This is a genomic window from Planobispora rosea, from assembly GCF_014648175.1.
Taxonomy (GTDB): Bacteria; Actinomycetota; Actinomycetes; order Streptosporangiales; family Streptosporangiaceae; genus Planobispora; species Planobispora rosea.
In genome coordinates this window covers 69,784-88,725 of sequence record NZ_BMQP01000018.1, presented here as the reverse complement: position 1 = coordinate 88,725, position 18,942 = coordinate 69,784, and the positions used below count along the sequence as shown (strand labels likewise).

19 protein-coding genes are annotated in these 18,942 nt (G+C 72.4%); 10 read left to right on the top strand and 9 right to left on the bottom strand.

The window, feature by feature from the left end:
- Positions 1 to 42: 42 nt before the first annotated feature.
- The 3 genes from IEZ08_RS19450 to IEZ08_RS19440 form a co-directional block, all read right to left on the bottom strand.
- Entirely contained in the window at positions 43 to 1,251 is a 1,209-nt protein-coding gene (locus tag IEZ08_RS19450; RefSeq protein ID WP_189242625.1) for a response regulator, read from the bottom strand.
- 89 nt (positions 1,252 to 1,340) lie between these two features.
- The gene (locus IEZ08_RS19445; protein WP_068923499.1) at positions 1,341 to 2,081 is read right to left on the bottom strand and encodes a GntR family transcriptional regulator; all 741 of its coding nucleotides are present in this window, start codon (positions 2,079 to 2,081) and stop codon (positions 1,341 to 1,343) included.
- A gap of 235 nt (positions 2,082 to 2,316) precedes the next feature.
- Complete coding sequence (locus IEZ08_RS19440) at positions 2,317 to 3,627, bottom strand: phytase (RefSeq protein ID WP_189242624.1); 1,311 nt, start codon at positions 3,625 to 3,627, stop codon at positions 2,317 to 2,319.
- 246 nt (positions 3,628 to 3,873) lie between these two features.
- Here IEZ08_RS19440 and IEZ08_RS19435 point away from each other — a divergent pair, with 246 nt between their 5' ends.
- The 3 genes from IEZ08_RS19435 to IEZ08_RS19425 all read left to right on the top strand — a co-directional run bounded on the left by IEZ08_RS19435 (position 3,874) and on the right by IEZ08_RS19425 (position 6,846).
- The gene (locus tag IEZ08_RS19435; RefSeq protein WP_189242623.1) at positions 3,874 to 4,869 is read left to right on the top strand and encodes a sugar ABC transporter substrate-binding protein; all 996 of its coding nucleotides are present in this window, start codon (positions 3,874 to 3,876) and stop codon (positions 4,867 to 4,869) included.
- A gap of 64 nt (positions 4,870 to 4,933) precedes the next feature.
- Positions 4,934 to 5,980 (top strand): ABC transporter permease, encoded by a 1,047-nt coding sequence (locus IEZ08_RS19430; RefSeq protein ID WP_189242622.1) that lies wholly within the window; start codon positions 4,934 to 4,936, stop codon positions 5,978 to 5,980.
- On the top strand, positions 5,977 to 6,846 hold the full coding sequence (locus IEZ08_RS19425) for an ATP-binding cassette domain-containing protein (RefSeq protein WP_189242621.1): 870 nt from the start codon (positions 5,977 to 5,979) through the stop codon (positions 6,844 to 6,846). Before IEZ08_RS19430 ends, IEZ08_RS19425 begins: the two co-directional genes overlap by 4 nt.
- 14 nt (positions 6,847 to 6,860) lie before the next feature.
- On the opposite strand, the gene IEZ08_RS19420 is transcribed toward IEZ08_RS19425, so the two are convergent.
- Complete coding sequence (locus tag IEZ08_RS19420; protein WP_189242620.1) at positions 6,861 to 7,592, bottom strand: PIG-L deacetylase family protein; 732 nt, start codon at positions 7,590 to 7,592, stop codon at positions 6,861 to 6,863.
- A gap of 183 nt (positions 7,593 to 7,775) precedes the next feature.
- Between IEZ08_RS19420 and IEZ08_RS19415 the strand changes: the two genes are divergently transcribed.
- Both IEZ08_RS19415 and IEZ08_RS19410 read left to right on the top strand, forming a co-directional pair.
- Positions 7,776 to 8,582, top strand: a complete 807-nt coding sequence (locus IEZ08_RS19415; RefSeq protein ID WP_189242619.1) for an anti-sigma factor — start codon at positions 7,776 to 7,778, stop codon at positions 8,580 to 8,582.
- A gap of 102 nt (positions 8,583 to 8,684) precedes the next feature.
- Positions 8,685 to 9,317, top strand: a complete 633-nt coding sequence (locus IEZ08_RS19410) for a YigZ family protein (RefSeq protein ID WP_189242618.1) — start codon at positions 8,685 to 8,687, stop codon at positions 9,315 to 9,317.
- A 51-nt stretch (positions 9,318 to 9,368) separates the two neighbouring features.
- Here IEZ08_RS19410 and IEZ08_RS19405 read toward each other — a convergent pair whose 3' ends face one another.
- Complete coding sequence (locus IEZ08_RS19405) at positions 9,369 to 10,469, bottom strand: winged helix DNA-binding domain-containing protein (RefSeq protein ID WP_068923506.1); 1,101 nt, start codon at positions 10,467 to 10,469, stop codon at positions 9,369 to 9,371.
- A gap of 513 nt (positions 10,470 to 10,982) precedes the next feature.
- Here IEZ08_RS19405 and IEZ08_RS19400 point away from each other — a divergent pair.
- A complete protein-coding gene (locus IEZ08_RS19400; RefSeq protein ID WP_189242617.1) occupies positions 10,983 to 11,621 on the top strand; it encodes a DedA family protein in 639 nt (212 codons plus the stop codon).
- Positions 11,622 to 11,697: 76 nt separating this feature from the next.
- Here IEZ08_RS19400 and IEZ08_RS19395 read toward each other — a convergent pair whose 3' ends face one another.
- A complete protein-coding gene (locus IEZ08_RS19395; RefSeq protein WP_084780087.1) occupies positions 11,698 to 12,288 on the bottom strand; it encodes a sugar O-acetyltransferase in 591 nt (196 codons plus the stop codon).
- Positions 12,289 to 12,476: 188 nt separating this feature from the next.
- Here IEZ08_RS19395 and IEZ08_RS19390 point away from each other — a divergent pair, with 188 nt between their 5' ends.
- Positions 12,477 to 13,631 carry a serine hydrolase domain-containing protein gene (locus IEZ08_RS19390; protein WP_189242616.1) on the top strand — a complete coding sequence of 385 codons (1,155 nt, stop codon included), beginning with the start codon at positions 12,477 to 12,479 and terminating at the stop codon, positions 13,629 to 13,631.
- Between the two features lie 2 nt (positions 13,632 to 13,633).
- Here IEZ08_RS19390 and IEZ08_RS19385 read toward each other — a convergent pair whose 3' ends face one another.
- On the bottom strand, positions 13,634 to 14,863 hold the full coding sequence (locus IEZ08_RS19385) for an isochorismate synthase (RefSeq protein ID WP_068923509.1): 1,230 nt from the start codon (positions 14,861 to 14,863) through the stop codon (positions 13,634 to 13,636).
- Positions 14,864 to 15,060: 197 nt separating this feature from the next.
- Here IEZ08_RS19385 and IEZ08_RS19380 point away from each other — a divergent pair, with 197 nt between their 5' ends.
- Positions 15,061 to 15,900, top strand: a complete 840-nt coding sequence (locus IEZ08_RS19380) for a GDSL-type esterase/lipase family protein (RefSeq protein WP_229803291.1) — start codon at positions 15,061 to 15,063, stop codon at positions 15,898 to 15,900.
- A gap of 7 nt (positions 15,901 to 15,907) precedes the next feature.
- On the opposite strand, the gene IEZ08_RS19375 is transcribed toward IEZ08_RS19380, so the two are convergent.
- Positions 15,908 to 16,204, bottom strand: a complete 297-nt coding sequence (locus tag IEZ08_RS19375; RefSeq protein ID WP_229803305.1) for an MEDS domain-containing protein — start codon at positions 16,202 to 16,204, stop codon at positions 15,908 to 15,910.
- Between the two features lie 127 nt (positions 16,205 to 16,331).
- Between IEZ08_RS19375 and IEZ08_RS19370 the strand changes: the two genes are divergently transcribed.
- Positions 16,332 to 16,751 carry a YciI family protein gene (locus IEZ08_RS19370; RefSeq protein ID WP_068923511.1) on the top strand — a complete coding sequence of 140 codons (420 nt, stop codon included), beginning with the start codon at positions 16,332 to 16,334 and terminating at the stop codon, positions 16,749 to 16,751.
- A 35-nt stretch (positions 16,752 to 16,786) separates the two neighbouring features.
- Positions 16,787 to 18,073 (top strand): RNA polymerase sigma factor, encoded by a 1,287-nt coding sequence (locus IEZ08_RS19365; RefSeq protein ID WP_068923512.1) that lies wholly within the window; start codon positions 16,787 to 16,789, stop codon positions 18,071 to 18,073.
- Positions 18,074 to 18,088: 15 nt separating this feature from the next.
- Here IEZ08_RS19365 and IEZ08_RS19360 read toward each other — a convergent pair whose 3' ends face one another.
- Positions 18,089 to 18,874 carry an alpha/beta fold hydrolase gene (locus IEZ08_RS19360; protein WP_189242615.1) on the bottom strand — a complete coding sequence of 262 codons (786 nt, stop codon included), beginning with the start codon at positions 18,872 to 18,874 and terminating at the stop codon, positions 18,089 to 18,091.
- Between the last annotated feature and the right edge of the window lie 68 nt (positions 18,875 to 18,942).

Here is an 18,942-nt window from a genome sequence, read left to right as displayed (position 1 = left end):
CGCCGCCACCGGTCACGGGTGCGGCTGGCAGGCGGGGCGGCCTCACGCCGCCACCGCCGGCGCGGCCGGGTCCGGGACGACGGCCCAGACCGGCTCGACCAGTTCCACGATGTGCTTGTAGTTGGTCAGCCGGTCCAGGAGCATCTCGGTGACCGTGATCCCCCGGCCGATGAGCACCAGGCCGTTGACGGCCACGATGTCCTCGGCGATGCGCATGCCGACCTCCAGCTCGCCGACGCGGAAGGCGCGCGCCTCCTCCTGCTCCGTGGTGATCCCGCGGATCCGGCGGAGCGCGGCCAGCGCCGCGACCTCGTGGTCGCCCTGACCCCCCATGGCGACGATGGCGTTCTCCGCGGTCACACCGCGGCTGATGAAGCTCTCGAACTCGATCGCCGCGCGCAGCACGCCGACGGCCATCGTCACCATCGGCTTGTCGACCGCCACCAGGGTGTGCTGCCCGCCGGCGGGCCGGAGCCCGCGGACGATCTCGACGACGTCCTCGAGCATCGGCACCTCACCGAGCAGCCGGGCCGCGATGCCGGGCATGGCGTCGATCATCCTCTGCTCGTCGTCCGGCAGCGGGAGCCCCCGGTCCAGCTTCTCCAGCACGCTGGGGGGCAGGGTCACGGCGCCCAGCTGGGAGGCCATGGCCGCGACCTCGATCTCCCAGACGTTGTCCAGGCCGAGTTCCCGGCAGAGCGCGCCGACCAGGTCGCGGATGCGCCCCGCGCGGGCGAACGCCTGCGGGCTGGCCAGCTCCAGACAGCCGAAGAGCGCCTGCAGGCTGGTACGGAGGGTCTTGTCCAGGATCTCACGCTCGGCCGCCACCAGCCGGTGCTGCTCCATCGCGTCGCGGACGGTGTCGCGGAGCTCCCGGGTGGGGCACGGCTTGCACAGGAAGCGGAAGACCTGCCCGGTGTTGATCGCGGAGATGGCGGAGGCGAGGTCGCCCTGGGCGGTGTGCAGGATGCGGGTGACGCCGGGATGCTTGAGCCGTACGTGACCGAGCAGTTCGATGCCGTCCATGTCCGGCATGCGCATGTCGCTGATGACGACGGCGAAGGGGCCCTGCCGGTCGAGCGCCTCCAGGGCGCCGTGCCCGTCGGTGGCGGTGACGACACGGTAGTCCGTGCCCAGCTGGTGGCCGAGCGTCTCCAGCACGGTCGGCTCGTCGTCCACCAGCAGGATGGAGGGCGTCTCGCTGGTGAACACCGAGCGACGACGCCACAGTTCGTTCAACTCGTTCGACATTGGTGGTCCCGTCCTCTGCGTCTGCCTTTCCGTCGGCTCCGCCGCGCGGCTTCTGAGGACAACCACGGGACCGTTTGAGGGCGGGCGGATCAGCGCTCGATGAGGGTGACCTCGAGGGAGTAGTGCGAGGCGCGGTAGATGTGGGAACCGTGCTCCACGGCCCGGCCCTGGTCGTCGTAGGCGGTGCGGACCATGGTGAGCAGCGGCGCGCCGCGCCGCTCGTCCAGGAGACGGGCCTCGACCGCGGTGGCCGCCCGGGCGCCTATCCGCTGGTTGGCCACGCGCATCCGCACCCCGGCCGAGCGGAGCAGTTCGTACAGCCCGCGCTCGGACAGGTTCTCGGCGGTCAGCGGCGCCAGGCCCGCGGGCAGCCAGTTGTGCAGCAGCGCCAGCGGCTCGCCCGCCGCGTAGCGGATGCGCTCCATGCGCAGCACCTCGGCGCCGGGTTCGAGGCCGAGAACGGCGGCGACCTCCTCCTGCGCCGGTACGGCCTCCAGCGCGAGCACCCGGGTGACGGGCTCCTGCCCGGCGCGGCGCAGGTCGTCGTAGAGGCTGGTGAGCTCCACCGATCGCTTGACCTGGCCGTGGACGACCTGGGTGCCGACGCCGCGCTTGCGGACCAGCAGGCCCTTGTCCACGAGGTACTGGATCGCCTGGCGGATGGTCGGCCGGGACAGGCCCAGCCGGTCGGCGAGCATGATCTCGTTGTCCAGCCGGGATCCGGGCGGCAGGTCACCGCTCCGGATCGCCTCGGAGATCTGCTCGGCCACCTGGAAGTACAGTGGCACGGGGCTGGACCGATCCAGATCGATGGCGAGCTTGGCGGTCATCGGCCCCTCCCGGTGGATGCGCTCCGTAGCGAGGTTAGCGGACATCAGAATGTCATGACAAACGTGCCACGCCTGAGTGTCCGTTCCGCGGGACGGCCGGGAACCCGCGGGACGGCCGGGAACCCGCGGGACGGCCGGGAATCCGCGGCGCGGCCTGAGACGGGCCCGCCCCGCGCGGGCCGCCGGCGGCCGTGCCGCGGGCGCCGCGCGGGACGGGCGGAAAGAGCGGTGGAGATCAGCGGCGGGGGTTCCAGCCCCTGGTGTCGACGGCCAGATCGTGCAGGTCGGCGACGTCGTCCCACTCGACGAACTTGAAGTTGGTGTTCTCCCGGTCGCCGTCGGCGGGGAGGTTGGCGCCGTCGTGGACGACCAGGATGCCCTCGTCGAAGTCCTCGCCGAGCGGCACGTTCAGCACCATCGCCCCGTCGCTGTGCTCGGCGGCGTCGATGCCGTCGTCGGCGCCGACGCGGAACCGCCCGAGGTGGGCGTTGGAGCCCTCGCGGCGGTAGACCGAGAAGGTGCTGTCGCCCTGGCTGGAGGCGAGCAGGTAGCCCTTGCCGTCCCTGCGGTAGTAGATGGTCAGGCCCTCGGCGTCGGCCGTCAGGTTCTCGCCGCCGAAGCCCGGGTCCTCGCCGAAGGTGCACTCCTCCGTCTCGGCGTCGTAGGTGCCCGGCACGCCGTACCCGCGGACCTTGTCCATCAGCACCGGCGTGCCGGTCAGGTCGGCACGCATCTTCCAGATGCCCACCGTCTCCTGCGCGGCGTAGAGCACGTCCCGCTCGACGTCGACGACCATGCCCTCGACCTGCGGGAGCTCGTCCGGCTCCAGGCACGGGCTCCAGGTGGTCCCGCCGGGCAGGGTGAAGGAGGCGGGCAGGCTGATCTGGCGGACCTTGTCGTAACCGATCTTCCCGTCTGCGGCGGCCTTGAGCTTCAGCAGCGCGACGGTGGTCCTGTGCCGCTGGCTGACCAGGACGTAGGTGCCGGTGGAGTCCTTCCAGGCGGCCAGGCCGTAGGCGGTCTCGGCGTCGTTGACCTGCTCCTGGGTGGTGTTGAAGACGAACGGCGCCGCCGGGTCGGTGACGTCGGTCAGCGGGGCGCGGCCGGCCGCGGCGAGCGAGGCGTCGACGGCGTAGAAGCGGATCTGGTCGCGGCCCCGGTCGGAGACGACGGCCAGGTCCCTGCCGCCGAAGCCGTAGACGATGTCGGCGTTGTTGAAGCGGCCGGGCTCGTCGTCCTCGCCGGGAGCGGCGGGGGCCGGTATGTGCTGGACCTGGGCGCCCTTGAGATCATAGGCGTACAGGCCGCCCTCCTTGGCGGTGGCGATCACCAGGCTCCGGCCCGGCCTTCCCGGGTGGACCCAGATCGCCGGGTCGTCGCCGTTGGCGTTGCCTCCCGCCGCGTCGTCGAAGAGGGCGGGGGTCTCGACCTCCGGGTGGACGGTGGGGACGTCCGCGGCGTGCGCCGCGGGCTGGACGGTCGCGGCCAGGCAGCCGGCCAGGCACGCGGCCAGGGTGGTCAGGACGGGACGGGACAGGGGACGCATGGCGCCTCCACGGTGGGGGTCGGGATGATCGGTGCCCGATCATCGTGATGTCACGTTAACGAGCGGTTAATGACTGAGCAATAGAACATACGGATGTCATGACATAGCGATGAATGCTGAGCTTGTGGCCGGCGGGGAGCGCGACCATAGGTCCTAATGTCACGACAAACTGTTGACACAGAGGTAATGCCGCGGTTACAAACCAGGGACGGGGGGTCCAGTGGAGCGACGCCCGGGAGGCTACCGATGAAGCGGACGACAGGGCTGGTCGTGGCGGCCATGCTGGGATTCGCGGCCCTGGGCGGCTGCTCGGGCGCCGAGGGAGGTCAGCAGACCGCGGGCGCCACCACCGGCGCGGCCACCGCGCCCGCCCCGGCGGGCGGAGGGGCGAACTTCGCCGTCATCACCCACGCCGCCGCGGGCGACGCCTTCTGGGACGTGGTCAAGAACGGCGCCGAGGCCGCCGGGAAGCGGTACGGCGTCTCGGTGAGCTACCAGGGCGACGGCGACCCGGCCCGGCAGTCCCAGCTCATCGACCAGGCCGTCAGCCAGCGGGTCGACGGGATCGTGGTCTCCATGGCCAACCCGGACGCGCTGAAGGAGTCCGTCGCCAAGGCCGTGACCGCCAAGATCCCCGTGATCACCATCAACTCGGGCGGTGACAGGTCCAAGGAGTTCGGCGCCATCACCCACGTCGGCCAGTCCGAGGACGTGGCCGGGCGGGGAGCCGGCGAGCAGCTCAAGGCCGCGGGCGTCAGGAAACTGCTGTGCGTCATCCACGAGGCCGGCAACGTGGGCCTGGACCAGCGTTGCAACGGCGCCACCGAGGGGCTCGGCGGTGGCGTCGAGCGGCTCCAGGTGGACGTGGGCAACCTCGCCGACGCCACCTCCAAGATCACCGCCAGGCTCCAGTCCGACACCTCGATCGACGGCGTGCTCACCCTGAACCCGGCCGTCGCCGTCGCCGCCCGCGACGCCATCGCCGACGCGGGCTCGAAGGCCAGGCTCGGCACGTTCGACCTCTCGGGCGACGTGGTCTCCGCCATCCAGAACGACGAGATCCTGTTCGCCGTGGACCAGCAGCAGTACCTCCAGGGCTGGCTGCCGGTCACCTTCCTCACCCTCTACAAGCAGAACCTCAACACCGTCGGCGGCGGCCTTCCGGTGAACACCGGCCCCGGCTTCGTCACCAAGGACAACGCCGAGCAGGTGGCCAGGCTCGCCGAGAGCGGCACCCGGTGACCGAGGGACCGTACGGCGCGGCGGGAGAGCGCCAGGCGGCCGGGAACGGCGCGGGGAGCGGGGCATGACCGTCAAGACCGCCGGGCCCGGGGCCGACGAGCGCCTCGCCTCCACCGGCCTGGCCCGCAGGCTGCTGATCCGGCCCGAGCTGGGCGCGGTGGTCGGGGCGGTCGTGGTGTTCGCGTTCTTCGCCGGCCAGTCGGAGACGTTCCGCTCCGTCGACGGCGTGGCCAACTGGCTGGACCCGGCCTCCACGCTCGGCATCATGGCCGTCGCCATCGCCCTGCTGATGATCGGCGGCGAGTTCGACCTGTCGGCGGGGGTGCTCACCGGGACCACCGGCCTGATCACGGTCATCCTCGCCACCCGGTACGGCTTCTCGATCTGGACGGCGATGCTCGTCGCGCTCGCCGTCGCGCTGCTGGTGGGGTTCCTCAACGGGTTGATCGTGGTCCGCACCACGTTGCCGAGCTTCATCGTCACCCTCGGCACGTTCCTGATGCTGCAGGGGATCAACCTGGGCGTCACCAAGGCCCTCACCGGGACCGTCCAGGTGAGCGGGCTGCGCAGGGCCGAGGGGTACGAACAGGCGCGGGCCGTGCTGGCCGGGACGTTCTCACTCGGCGGCGCCGACTTCCGGGTGGCCATCCTGTGGTGGCTGGGCGTCACCGCGCTGGCCACCTGGGTGCTCATGCGCACCCGGCCGGGAAACTGGATCTTCGCGGTGGGCGGCGACGACCGGGCCGCGCGGGCGGTCGGGGTGCCCGCCGAGCGCACCAAGATCGCGCTGTTCATGACGACCGCCGGGGCCGCCTGGCTGGTCGGCTCGATCCTGGCGCTGCGCTTCACCTCGGTGCAGGCGAACGCGGGGCTGGGCCAGGAGTTCGTCTACATCATCGCGGCGGTCATCGGCGGCTGCCTGCTCACCGGCGGGTACGGCTCCGCGATCGGCGCGGCCGTCGGCGCCCTGATCTTCGGCATGGCGGACAAGGGCATCGTCTTCCTCGGCTGGGACGCCGACTGGTTCCGGTTCTTCCTGGGGGCGATGCTGCTGCTGGCCACCCTCGCCAACCGGCTGGTCCGCCGCTACGCGGAGGAGGTGCGGCATTGACCGGGACGGGCGAGCCGCCGGCCGGTGCGGACAGGACGCCGTCCGGGGCGGGCGCGGGCCCCGGGGCGGACGGGGCCGTACCGCTGCTGGAGACCCGCGGGTGCGGGAAGACGTTCGGCGGGGTGATCGCGCTGCGCGACGTCTCGACGCGGGTGCGCGCGGGGGAGGTCACCTGCGTACTCGGCGACAACGGCGCGGGCAAGTCCACGCTCATCAAGATCCTGGCGGGGGTGCACCCGCCCGACTCGGGGGAGTACCTGGTCGACGGCGCCCCCGCGGCCTTCACCAGTCCCCGCGACGCCCTGGACCGGGGCATCGCCACCGTCTACCAGGACCTGGCGATGATCCCGCTGATGTCGGTCTGGCGGAACTTCTTCCTCGGCTCCGAGCCGTCGCGCGGCTGGGGCCCGTTCCGCCGCTTCGACGTGGCCGAGGCCAGACGGACGGTCCGCCGGGAGCTGCGCTCCATGGGCATCGACATCCGCGACGTGGACCAGCCCGTGGGCACCCTGTCCGGCGGGGAGCGCCAGTCCGTGGCCATCGCCCGCGCGGTGTACTTCGGCGCCCGCGTGCTCATCCTCGACGAGCCGACCTCCGCGCTGGGCGTCAAGCAGGCCGGGGTGGTGCTGCGCTACATCGCCCAGGCCCGCGACCGCGGTCTGGGCGTGGTGTTCATCACGCACAACCCGCACCACGCCTACCCGGTCGGCGACCGCTTCCTGCTGCTCAACCGGGGCGGCAGCATGGGGGAGTACGGCAAGGCGGAGGTGACCCGTCAGGAGCTCATCTCGCTGATGGCCGGGGGAGCGGAGCTGGAGCAGCTCGCCCACGAGCTGAGCCGTGAGGAGCCGCCCGTGAAGCCGTGAGGAGCCGCCCGGGGTCAGCGGGGGAACAGCTCGAAGCTGACGGCCGGGCGGCCGCCGAAGCGGTCGGCGGCCGTGGAGGTGACCTGGTCGATGAAGGCGCGGCAGTAGCTCTCCGGGTCCTCGTCGGTGAGCGCCTCGATGTAGGTGCGGTGTTCCAGCAGGGACAGCACGGCGCGCTCGATGCCGCCGCTCACCTCCACGGCGTGGGTCGGGTGCGGGGACCCGCTCACGGCCACCCAGCGCACGCCGTTCCACGGGGAGAGACCGCGGTCGCCCAGCTCGGGGAAGATCCACCGGTTGCCCGCGTCGGCGGCGGCGTCCAGGACCGCCCGGCCCACCGCCCGGTGGTCGGGGGTGTTCCAGAAGGTCCCGCCCCAGGTGTCGTGGTGGTTGATGGTCAGCACCAGCTCCGGCCGGTGGCGCCGGATCGCCGCGGCGAGGTCCCGGCGCAGCGCCGGGCCGTACTGGATCACCCCGTCCTGGTGGTCGAGGAACTCCACCGACGTCACCCCGACCACCGCGGCGCTCGCCCGCTGCTCCCGCTCGCGCACCTTGGCCGCCCTCGCGGGGTCGAGGGTGTCGATCCCGGCCTCGCCGCGGGTGACCAGCAGGTAGGAGATCTCGCGGCGCTCGTCGGTCCAGCCGGCGATCGCCGCGGCGGTGCCGTACTCCAGGTCGTCGGGGTGGGCCACGATCGCCAGGGCCCGCTGCCAGTCGGTGGGCATCGTCTCGAGTCGCGCGGTCATATCGGGGCTCCTCAGGAAATCTACAGTGTAAAGGCGATGGGTTGACGGACCCCATCCGATCAACGATGGAAACCAATCATGCGACAGGAAAAGGCGGAAATCACGATGCCGCCACAGGTTGATCCACCCGCTGATCGGCTCCGAAGTACGGGTATCGGCCCGTGTCGGCGGAGAGGAGGCCCCATGAGATCGCAGCAGGAGCCGTGGCACGCTCTGGCGGGGGCATACACGCTCGACGCCGTCGACGAGGCCGAGCGGCTGGGCTTCGAGGATCACCTGGGCCGCTGTCCCGAATGTGCGTGGGAGGTGCGGGAACTGGCCGAGGCGGCGGCACGGCTCGGGGAGGGCCTGGCCCAGGCGCCCCCGCCCCGGATACGGCGGCGGGTGATGGAGGGGGTCCGCCGGCCCGGCGGGCGCTTCCGGGCCCCCATGTCCCTCGTGTCCCCCGTGTCCCCCGTGTCCCCCGTGTCCCCCGTGTCCCCCGTGCCGGCCGTCCCCCGCAGCCGGCCGGCGCGGAAGGCGGGGAGGTGGACGCAGGTGACGAGAGGGCTCGCGGCGGCGAGCCTGGCCGCCGCGGTGGTGCTCGGGGTCGTCACGGTCCGCACGCAGGATCTGCTGGAGCGGTCGCGGGAGGACACCCGGCGGATCGCCTCCGTGCTGGCGGCGCCGGACGCCCGGTCGGTCACGGGCACGGCGGAGGGCGGCGGCGGTGGCGGGGCGGTGGTCTCCCGCGAGCAGGGCAGGTTGGTGTTCGTCCCCTCCGGGCTGGAGGAACTGCCGGAGGGCCGGACGTACCAGCTGTGGCGGATCGGTTCCTCGGGGATCACCTCGGCGGGGCTGCTGCGGCCCGGCGAGTCGGGGGAGTCGCCGCCCGTGGTCGTCGAGGGGATCGGCGGGACCGAGTCGATGGGGGTGACGGTCGAGCCCGCGGGAGGGTCGTGGCAGCCGACCTCCACGCCGCTGCTCCTGCTGGAGCTGCCGGCCTCGTGAACCGGCCTCCGCGGACGCGACCCGTGAGGTGCCTCGTGGGCGCGGCCGCGGGATCCGGCCCGCCCCGGTCGTGGCCGTACGGCCCGCCGGTACCCTTCGGGGGTGGCAGAGCCGTACCTGACGCTGGAAGAGCGGATCGAGCACGAGATCGAGATCAAGGGATCGCGGTTCATCTGCGTCCTGGCCCCCGTCTCCTCGGAGGAGGCCGCTCGCGCGGTCGTGGCGGGGCGCAGGGAGCTTCACGCCGACGCCACGCACAACTGCTCCGCCTACGTGATCGGCGGGGACCGGAGGGTCCAGCGCTCCGACGACGACGGCGAGCCCGGCGGCACGGCGGGGGCGCCGATGCTGGAGACGCTGCTGCGGCGGGGGATGAGCGATGTGGCGGCGGTGGTGACGCGCTACTTCGGCGGGGTGAAACTGGGCGCGGGCGGGTTGGTGCGCGCCTACGGCGGCGCGGTCGCCAAGACGCTGGACCTGGCGGCCACGGTGACGATGGTGCCCGCGAGAGTGATGACGGTGACCGTGGACCACGTGCTGGCCGGGCGTCTGGAGAACAGCCTGCGGGCCTCGCCGTACGAGGTCGGGAAGGTCGCGTACGGCGCGCGCGTCGGCCTGGAGGTGCTGGTGCGCGAGCCGGAGCTGGAGGCGTTCTCCGCCTGGGTGGCCACCCTGACGGCCGGCCGGGCCGCCGTGGAGCCGGGGGCGGCGGTCCACCTCAGGGAGTCCCGCTGAGCCCCGGGCGTCCCGGGAGGGCCGGCGGGAGCCCGGGGGAGCCGCGCCCGGTCACGGCAGGGCGACGTACAGACCGGGGATCGCCGCGGCGACCTCGTCGGGGAAGGACTCGAACGGCGCCGTCGCGATCGTCCGCTTCGCGCCGCGGCCGGTGTGCTTCCAGGTGCCCAGGACGCGGCCGTCGCCGATGACCGTCGGCTGGAAGACGCCGTTGCCGCCGGGGACGATACGGCCGGCGAACTCGGCGGGCAGGACGGCGCCGCGGTCCTGGTAGCCCAGGATGAACTCGTCGAACCCGGGGAGCAGGAAGACGCCCCGCGCCCGGTCGCGGCAGGCGGCGAGCAGGGCGGGCGCCCTGGGGTCCATGAGGTGCTCGACGCCGTCGACGTCGAGGCGGGCGAGGTGGGGCCGGGCGAGCGCGAGCCCGGTCCGGACGTCGGCCGCCAGCAGGCCGGTCCACCGGGTGAAGTCCTTGACGGTGGCCGGGCCGTGGCCGGTGAAGTAGCGCAGGGCCAGCTCGCCGAGGGCCTCCTCGCGCTCGGGGCGGCGGGGGTGCGGGATCCACTCCTCGGCGAGCACGAGCAGGTGCTCGCCGTCGCGGACCGGCCCGAAACAGAGCACCCCGGCCTGGGCCAGGTAGCCGAGCATGTGATAGCCGCGCTGCCCCGTCGTCTCCAGGCCGCCCTCCCGCCACGCGGCGAGCAGGTCGTCGCGCCGGAGCCGGTTCCCGCCCGCCAGCGCCTCCGCGGCCAGCAGGCGGGCCCGCTCCAGCGTCGCGGCGTCCAGCCCGAGCTGGTCGCGGCGGGCGGCGAACGAGGCCAGCATCCGCGGTGCGGTGAGGTCCAGGATCCAGAGCAGGTCCTCGGCCGCGACGAAGTGGAGGGTGCCCCGCATCGGCCAGGATTTGACGATCTCGCCGGCGTCGAGTGCGGCCTCGACGGCCTGGCGGGTGCCCGCGGCGGTGCGCAGCGCGACCGAGGTGAGCGCCCCGCCGTGGTCCTGCGCCTGCACCGCGGTCAGCCGCCGGACGACCTCGGCGGGGGTGGGCAGGCCGGGGCCGGCGATGTGCTGGGCGGCGAGTCTGAGCAGGGCCACCTCGTGCGGGGTCGCCGTGGGTGCCCCCTCGGCGGGCGGGGCGGTTCTCTGGGGCATGGTTCCTCCTGGCGTGCGCCGGATGTACAGAGTAGATCGTCCGGCGGGCAGGGGGCGATCTTGTTCTCCGCCCGTCCCCGGAGTTCTCTCCCGGCTGTCCCTGCGGGCTTTCCAGCCGTCGTGGAGTCTGCTGCGGATGATCGACAGCTCGGGGCCTCGGCGGGGAGGGCGGTCCGGGAAGCCTCCGGGCCGGATCTTGGGGCGGTCGACCGAAACTATGAGATGGGTCACAGTCGGCTGCGGTCGTGTGACGGTATCGATCGGCGGAGGCGGTCGCCAGCGGTGACGGCCCGGCCCGGTGGATTTCCCCGGAATACTCTCTCGCTACGGATGATCAATCCTTGACCTGCGGAAATGTCGGTGTTTGAGGGATGGCCGGGCGGGTTCGCCCGCCGGAGTGGCCGTACGGGCCGCCACTGGGGTTTTCCGCACCCCGCGCGCTGGGGGCTCCGCCAGGAGAGAATGGCGGCACGCCTCATGCGCGGCGTATCCCGATGTCCCTAGCCTTGAGGCATGAGTTCATCGACTGTCGACGGGGTCGCCGGGTGGGCGATCAGCATCATGGAGACCCTGGGGGCGCCCGGGGCCGGAATCGCGATCGCCCTGGAGAACCTGTTCCCTCCGCTGCCCAGCGAGGTGATCCTGCCGCTGGCCGGGTTCACCGCCAGCAAGGGGAACATGACCCTGTTCGACGCCGTGCTCTGGACCACCCTCGGTTCGGTGATCGGCGCGCTGGTGCTCTACGGGGTCGGCGCGCTGCTCGGCCGGGAACGCGTGATCCTCATCGCCTCCAAGCTGCCGCTGATCAATATCTCCGACATCGAGAAGACCGAGGCGTGGTTCGCCAGGCACGGGAAGAAGACGGTCTTCTTCGGGCGGATGATCCCTATCTTCCGCAGTCTGATCTCGATCCCCGCGGGGGTCGAGCGCATGCCGATCTCGATCTTCACCATCCTCACCCTGGCGGGCAGCCTCATCTGGAACACGGCCTTCATCATGGCCGGATACGCCCTCGGTGAGAACTACCACCTGATCGAGCAGTACATGGGGATCGTCTCCAAGGCCGTGCTGGGCATCGTCCTGCTCGCCATTGTGATCTTCATCTGGGTCCGGCTGATGGACCGGCGCAAGGGCAAGCACCACGCCCGCTGACGGCGCGAGCCGCGAGGGCTCCGGCGGGCCCCGCCCCGGGATCGTCTCGATCCGGGGCGGGGCCGATCGATGGAGGTCAGGGGCGGTAGCCGGTCCTGTCGGCCTCGGTGATCGCACGCAGCACCCGGGCGGGAGAGCCGACGGCGACGACGCCGGGCGGGAGTGAGCGGGTGACCACGCTGCCGGACCCGACGACCGTGTTGTCGCCGATCGTCACCCCCTGGTTGATGGTGACGCCGCCGCCGATCCACACGTGGTTCCCGATCGTCACCGGCTTGGCGTAGCAGGCGCCCGCCGCGCGCTCGGCCGCGTCGAGGGCGTGGTTCGTGGTGTAGATCCCGACGCGGGGCCCGAAGAGCACGTGGTCGCCGATGGTGATGCCGCCGCCGTCGAGCATGACGCAGTCGAAGTTGGCGTAGAAGTGGTCGCCGATGCTGATGTTGAAGCCGAACTCGCAGCGGAAGGTCGGCTCGAAGTAGCAGTCACGCCCGGCATCGCGCAGCAGGCGGCGCAGGATCGCCTCGCGCTCGTGCTGCGGTCGCCCGAAGCTGTCGTTGTACTCGGTGGTCAGGAGCACGGTGCGTCGCCGCGCCTGGACCAGTTCGTCGGTGAGGTCGTTGTACATCCGCCCCGACAGGATGTGGGCGCGCTGGTCCTCAAGCGTCACTGCGTGGTCCTTGCCTCGTCGTCTGTGCGGCGTCGTCGCCGGGGCGGGCACCCCGGTCGCCCGAGAGAACTGGATACCACGGCACCCGGCGGCTGTTTTCACCGCATAGCCCCTTATGTGCGAACACTTTCCCCTTCTCTACAAACCGACTAGTCGGTACGGTAAGGCGAACGGCAAGGAGGCGGATCATGGTGACCATCCACGGCGACTGCGACGACCGTTTCGACGGCGTCCGCAAGGCGTTCGAAGAGAACTTCTCCACCCGCGGCGAGCTCGGCGCGGCGGTCGCGGTGACGGTGGACGGCACGACCGTCGCCGACCTGTGGGGCGGGCACGCCGACGAGGCGCGCACCCGGCCGTGGGAGCGTGACACCCTGGTCAACGCCTGGTCCACCACCAAGGGGATCGTCGCGCTCTGCGCCCACATGCTGGCCGGCCGGGGCCTGCTCGACCTCGACGCGCCCGTCGCCTCCTACTGGCCGGAGTTCGCCGCCGCGGGCAAGCAGGACCTGCCGGTGCGCTGGCTGCTCTCGCACCGGGCCGGCCTGTCCGGTCCCCGTGAGCCGACCACCGGCGACGACCTGCTCGACTGGGAGCTGATGACCTCGCGGCTGGCCGCCATGGAGCCGTGGTGGGAGCCGGGCAGCCGGTCCGGCTACCACGCGCTGACGTACGGATACCTGGTCGGAGAGGTGATCCGGCGCGTCGACGGCCGGACCGTCGGGCACTTCCTGCGCGAGGAGGTCACCGGCCCGCTGGGCCTCGACTTCGCCGTCGGGCTGCCGGAGTCGCAGGACGGCCGGGTCGCCGAGCTGGCCCAGGAGCCCCCGCCCGCCGGGAGCGAGCAGGCGGAGATCTACGCCCGGATGCATCCGGCCGCGATCGCGGCCCTGGCCAACCCGCTCTTCGGCGCGCAGGGGGCCAACGCCCCGGCCTGGCGGCGTGCCGAGGTCCCGGCCGCCAACGGGCACGGCACGGCACGGGCGGTGGCCGCGCTGTACGGGATCATGGCGTGCGGCGGGAGCTGGGACGGCCGCCGGCTGCTGTCGGCGGAGGCGGTCGAGCGCGCCCGGCAGGGCCAGGGCTCCTGCGTCGACCTCGTGCTCGGCGCGGGCTTCGGCGGGGAGACCGAGATCGCACTGGGCTACTGGCTGAGCGGGGCCCGCGCCTCCTACGGGCCCAACCCCCGGGCGTTCGGGCACGACGGCTACGGCGGCTCGTTCGGGCTGGCCGACCCCGAGGCAGGGGTCTCGATCGGCTACGTGATGAACCGCATGGGCTCACTGATCGCCGACGACCCCCGGAAGATGGCGCTGATCGAGGCGGTCTACGCCGCCCTGTGACGTCAGCCCTCCAGGGCGTACTGCATGACGCGGAGCTTGGCCTGGGCCTCGGCCAGTTCCGAGGCCGGGTTGGAGCCGGCCATGATGCCGCAGCCGGCGAACAGCCGGGCGCGGGTGCCGGTGATCTGGGCGCAGCGCAGGGCGATGCCCCACTCGCCGTCGCCCCGGGCGTCGATCCAGCCGACCGGCCCGGCGTATCCGGCCCGGTCCATGCCCTCCAGCTCGCGGATGACCTCCAGGGCGGTGGCCGTGGGCGTGCCGCCCACGGCGGCCGTGGGATGCATGGCCGCCACCACATCCAGCACCGAGGCGCCGGCGGCCAGACGGCCGGTGACCGGGCTGGCCAGGTGCTGGACGTTGGGGAGCACGAGCAGTTCGGGCTCCTCGGGCACCTTCAGCTCGGAGCAGAGCGGGGTGAGGGCCTCGCGGACCGACTCCACCGCGCAGGCGTGCTCCTGCCGGTCCTTCTCCGAGGCGAACAGCGCCGCGCCGCGGGCCAGGTCGTCGGAGGCGTCGGTGCCCCGGGGGGCCGTCCCGGCCAGGACCAGGGACTCGATCGTCTCGCCGGTCCGGCGGACCAGCAGCTCCGGGGTGGCGCCGACCAGGCCCGCGCAGGAGAAGGTGTAGCACTCGGGGAAACGCTGGGCCAGGCGGGACAGGAGCAGCCGGACGTCGATGGGCCGCTCGGCGACGGCGGTCAGGTCACGGGCCAGGACGGCCTTCGCCAGGCGGCCGGAGCGGATCAGCCGTACGGCGCGGGCCACCGCGTGCTCCCACTCGGGGGCGGTCAGGCTGCCGTCGCCGTAGCGGATCCTGCCGGGGTCGTCGAACGGGAGGACCGGGTCGAGGAGATCCTCGCCGACGGTGGTCAGCCATGCCTGGCCGTCGCGGCGGACGAGGACGGCCCGGGGGACGACGAGCACGGAGCCGGGGGAGGCCGGGTCGAAGGTGAAGGAACCGAAGGCGACCGGGCCGGAGCCGGGTGCGCGCACCTCGTCCTCGACGTCGGTCTCGCCGAAGGTGGCCGAGAGCCAGTCGTGGGCCCACTCGAAGCGCCCGGGGCCCGGGGGCACCGTCACCCGCGCGGCCTCACCCCACGCCACCAGCCCCTCACCGTGCCTGATCCAGGCGTAGGGAGCCGATCCGGGAAGACGTGAGACCAAGTCGCCGGGGTCGCCGACGAGGGTGGTCTTCGCCACGAGAGGACGGGTCGATCCGAGCGCGACTCTCACCTACACCACTCTATGCGGAAACTGAACGTGTTCGAGAAGCGCCCCTGGGCAAGCATGCGCACCGACGGCTGTCAAGGAAACCAAAGCAGTTGGTCAACCTTCGGCGCGTCTCTGTACTGCGGTGATACATCCAGACCAGAAGTGATCTCATGACCGGAGGCCCGATGACCCGCAGGACTGTGACCACACTCACAACGGTGACGGCCTTCCTGTCTGTCACGGCCGTCTCGGCGGGCCCGGCGGCGGCCGTCCCCGAGCGGCCGTGGCGGCCCGCGGTCATGGCGGCGCTGGGAGACTCGATCAGCGCCGGGTTCAACGCCTGCGGCTGGTACGTCTCCTGCACCTCCCGCTCCTGGTCGGCGGGGGACCATACCGACGTGCGCAGCCACTATCTGCGGCTGCGGGCCGCGGACGGGGCCATCGAGGGCAACAACGTCAATCTCGCCGTCCCCGGGGCGACGAGCGCCAATCTGGCAGGTCAGATGCGGCAGGCGGTCGCGCGGCGGGCCGACTACGTGACGATCCTGATCGGCGCCCAGGACGCCTGCGTGCCGGAGGAGCGGAGGATGACGCCGGTCGAGGTCTACCAGCGGCGGGTGGCCGAGGCACTCCGGCTGTTCCGCCAGGGGCGGCCCGCCGGACGGGTGTTCGTGGCCAGCATTCCCGACATCAAGCGGCTGTGGCAGGTGGGCAAGGACGATCCGATCGCGCGCGGGTTCTGGTCGGTCGCCCGGATCTGCCCGACCATGCTGGCCAGGCCCACCTCCACGACCGAGGCCGACCGGGCCCGCCGGGACCGGGTGCGCGCCCGGGTGGCCGCCTACAACGCGGCCCTGGCCCGGGTCTGCGCCGACTACGGCCCGGCCTGCCGCTTCGACGGCAACGCCGTGTTCGGCTACCGGTTCACGCTGGACCACGTGAGCCGGTGGGACTACTTCCACCCCAACGCCGACGGTCAGAGGCTGATCGCCGCGCAGACCTTCGCCGCGGTCGACGACTGGGTCGGCGCGCCCGCCACGGAGCCGGCGGAGCCCTGACCGGCCGTCATGAGGGGAGGACCTCCGAGTCGGCGACCAGGCCGGTCGTCTGATCCCAGCCCATCTCCCCGCCGACCCGGAACCCGGCGAACCCCGCCGACAGGCTGCGGCCGATCTCATCCCGCAGCGCAGTGATCATCGCGTCGGGATCGAACCGGCCGGACACCAGGCAGCCGTCGTCGGCCGACCGGATGTCCAGCCGCCCCGCCGCGGTGGCCTCCGCGACGTCGACGCCGCTGTCCCGCAGCCACCGCCGCACCCGGTCGCCCGCGGGACCGTCGGTGAAGGTGAGGGACGAAAACACGATCAACTACGCTGCCGGAGATCCTCGAAAAAAGAATCGGCGGTCGTGTTGATCCGCGCCGCTCCCGTTCGACCTAGGGATGAGAGGGCCCGGGAGACGGGCCCGGACAGTCCAGGAGACAGAGATCATGAAGTACATGCTGATCTGGCGCGCCACCGACGAGGCCCTCGCGGGGATGGCGGACGTCGACTTCGGCAAGATGCTCGAGACCGTCGGCAGGTTCAACGACGAGCTGATCCGGGCCGGTGTGCTGGTCGCCGCGGAGGGGCTGGAGGACCCCTCGGAGAGTGTCGTCGTGGACTACTCCTCCGAGCCGCCTGTGGTCACCGACGGCCCGTACGGTGAGACCAAGGAACTGTTCAACGGGTTCTACATCCTCAACGTGTCCTCGAAGGAGGAGGCCGTCGAGTGGGCCAAGCGGGCGCCGCTCACCGGTCCGGGCTTCAAGACCGAGATCCGCCGGATCCCCACGATCGACGAGTTCCCGCAGGACAACGAGTGGATCCAGAAGGAGCGGGCGTGGCGCGAGGCCACCGGCCAGCTCTGAGCGGACCGACGGGAACCGACGGAGGCTGACCGGGCATGGCCGACCACACCGGCCGCGAGGCCGTCGCCGCCGTCTGGCGGATCGATTCCGCGCGGATCGTCGGTGCGCTCGCGCGGTACACCGGGGACTTCGCACTGGCCGAGGACCTGGCCCAGGAGGCGCTGGCCGAGGCGCTCGTGAACTGGCCGCGCGAGGGCGTCCCGCACAACCCGGCGGGATGGCTGCTGACCGTCGGCCGGCGCCGTGCCATCGACGCGTTCCGCCGGCGCTCCGCCCTCGACGAGAGGTACGCCGCCCTCGCCCACGGCCTGGGCGAGGGCGGCGTCGTCTCGGGGGGCGCCCCCGCCGGTCCCGCCCGTGAGGGCGAGGACGTGCTGTGGGATCCGGACCAGATCGACGACGACGTGCTCGCGTTGATGTTCGTCTCCTGCCACCCCGTGCTGCCGCGGGAGGCGAGGGTGGCGCTCACCCTGCGGGTGGTCGGCGGTCTGACGAGCGACGAGATCGCCAAGGCGTTCCTCGTGCCGACCGCCACCGTGCAGGCCCGCATCACGCGGGCGAAGAAGACCCTGGGGGCGGCCCGGGTGCCGTTCGAGGTGCCGCCGGCCGAGGAGCGGATCAAACGGCTCGGCTCAGTGCTCAACGTGATCTACCTGATCTTCACCGAAGGGTCCTCGGCCAGCTCCGGTGACGATCTGATCCGGCTCGACCTCGCCAGCGAGGCCCAGCGTCTCGCGCGGGTGCTGAGCCGGCTGATGCCGGAGGAGCCCGAGGTCCACGGCCTGCTGGCGCTGCTCGAACTGACCGCGGCGCGCTTCCCCGCCCGTACCGGCCCGGACGGTGAGCCGGTGCTGCTGGAGCGCCAGGACCGCCGCCGCTGGGACCGCGCCGCGATCCGCCGGGGACAGGCCGCCCTGGCCCGAGCCGAGAAGGCCGGCCGGGGCCTGGGCGCCTACGGCCTGCAGGCGGCGATCGCCGAATGCCATGCCGTCGCCCCGTCGGTCGAGGCGACGGACTGGGAACGCATCGTGCTCATCTACGAGGCGCTCGGCCGGCTCGCGCCGTCACCGGTGATCGACCTCAACCGGGCGGTGGCGGTCTCCATGGCGCGGGGACCGGCCGCGGCGCTGCCGATCGTGGACGAGCTGGCGGACGCCGGGGCGCTGCCGGACTCGCACCTGCTGCCGAGCGTCCGCGGGGAGTTGCTCGCCCGTCTGGGGCGCGCCGGTGAGGCGCGCGCCGAGCTGGAGCGCGCCGTACGGCTGTGCGGCAACGAGCGCGAGCGGACGGTGCTGGAGCGCAAGCTCGCCGGCCTCGGCTGACCGGCGGCGGACCGGCTACTCCGCCAGGGCGGTGAGGGCGGCGGCGGTCCGCTCCGGCTCGGAGAACATCGGCCAGTGGCCGGTGGGCACCGCCGCGAAGCTCCACTCCGGGCCGGCCAGCGCGGCGAAGAACGGATGCCCCGCCTCGATCATCGCGTGGACCTGCTCCAGCGGGAAGGAGCAGGTGATGAGCGTCTTGGGAAGCTTGTCCGCGCCACCGGTGAGCCGCAGCGGCTGGGTCATGGTCCGGTACGGCTGCGGCGTCGCACGGGAGGCGAACCACTCCCGCTCGGCCTCGCCCAGACCCTCCAGGCTGGCTCCCGCCCGTTCCTGCTCCTCCCAGGAGATCAGCGGATAGCCGGTGCCGCCACCCGGTCCGGCGACGCGCTCCTCGACGAAGGCGTTCCACTCGGGCTCGTTCATGTCCATCTGGGTCATGCCGTCGGCGAGCGGGCCGCTGTCGAGGTAGACCACGCGGGCGATGCGCTCGGGGATGCGGTCGGCCGCGCCGGTGACGGGCGCCCCGCCGCCGCTGTGCCCGACGAGGATGACGTCGTGCAGGTCGGCGTAGACGACGGTGTTGACGATGTCCTGGATGTGGGTCTCCAGGTCGGTCTCCGGGGTGGCCAGGTGCGCCCGGTCGCCGAGCCCGGTGAGGTTGACGGGGTGGACGTCGTGGCCGGCTGCGCGCAGGTGAGAGGTGACCTTCTCCCACGCCCAGCCGCCGAGCCAGAAACCGGGGACCAGGACGTAGGTGCCCTTCGCGTGCGGCTGGACGGTCCCGTCGGCGTGCTCGTTCATGCTCTCTCCTCACGGCGTTTCCGCTCGTCGTTCTCGCTGTGGTTCCACCGTATGATCGAATCCGGGCA

What these genes read in the sequence shown, in the direction of transcription:
- IEZ08_RS19450 (WP_189242625.1), bottom strand. Translation starts at nt 1,251, where the DNA reads ATGTCGAACGAGTTGAACGAACTGTGGCGTCGTCGCTCGGTGTTCACC.
- IEZ08_RS19445 (WP_068923499.1), bottom strand. Translation starts at nt 2,081, where the DNA reads ATGACCGCCAAGCTCGCCATCGATCTGGATCGGTCCAGCCCCGTGCCA.
- IEZ08_RS19440 (WP_189242624.1), bottom strand. Translation starts at nt 3,627, where the DNA reads ATGCGTCCCCTGTCCCGTCCCGTCCTGACCACCCTGGCCGCGTGCCTG.
- IEZ08_RS19435 (WP_189242623.1), top strand. Translation starts at nt 3,874, where the DNA reads ATGAAGCGGACGACAGGGCTGGTCGTGGCGGCCATGCTGGGATTCGCG.
- IEZ08_RS19430 (WP_189242622.1), top strand. Translation starts at nt 4,934, where the DNA reads ATGACCGTCAAGACCGCCGGGCCCGGGGCCGACGAGCGCCTCGCCTCC.
- IEZ08_RS19420 (WP_189242620.1), bottom strand. Translation starts at nt 7,592, where the DNA reads ATGACCGCGCGACTCGAGACGATGCCCACCGACTGGCAGCGGGCCCTG.
- IEZ08_RS19415 (WP_189242619.1), top strand. Translation starts at nt 7,776, where the DNA reads ATGAGATCGCAGCAGGAGCCGTGGCACGCTCTGGCGGGGGCATACACG.
- IEZ08_RS19405 (WP_068923506.1), bottom strand. Translation starts at nt 10,469, where the DNA reads ATGCCCCAGAGAACCGCCCCGCCCGCCGAGGGGGCACCCACGGCGACC.
- IEZ08_RS19400 (WP_189242617.1), top strand. Translation starts at nt 10,983, where the DNA reads ATGAGTTCATCGACTGTCGACGGGGTCGCCGGGTGGGCGATCAGCATC.
- IEZ08_RS19390 (WP_189242616.1), top strand. Translation starts at nt 12,477, where the DNA reads ATGGTGACCATCCACGGCGACTGCGACGACCGTTTCGACGGCGTCCGC.
- IEZ08_RS19370 (WP_068923511.1), top strand. Translation starts at nt 16,332, where the DNA reads ATGAAGTACATGCTGATCTGGCGCGCCACCGACGAGGCCCTCGCGGGG.
- IEZ08_RS19365 (WP_068923512.1), top strand. Translation starts at nt 16,787, where the DNA reads ATGGCCGACCACACCGGCCGCGAGGCCGTCGCCGCCGTCTGGCGGATC.
- IEZ08_RS19360 (WP_189242615.1), bottom strand. Translation starts at nt 18,874, where the DNA reads ATGAACGAGCACGCCGACGGGACCGTCCAGCCGCACGCGAAGGGCACC.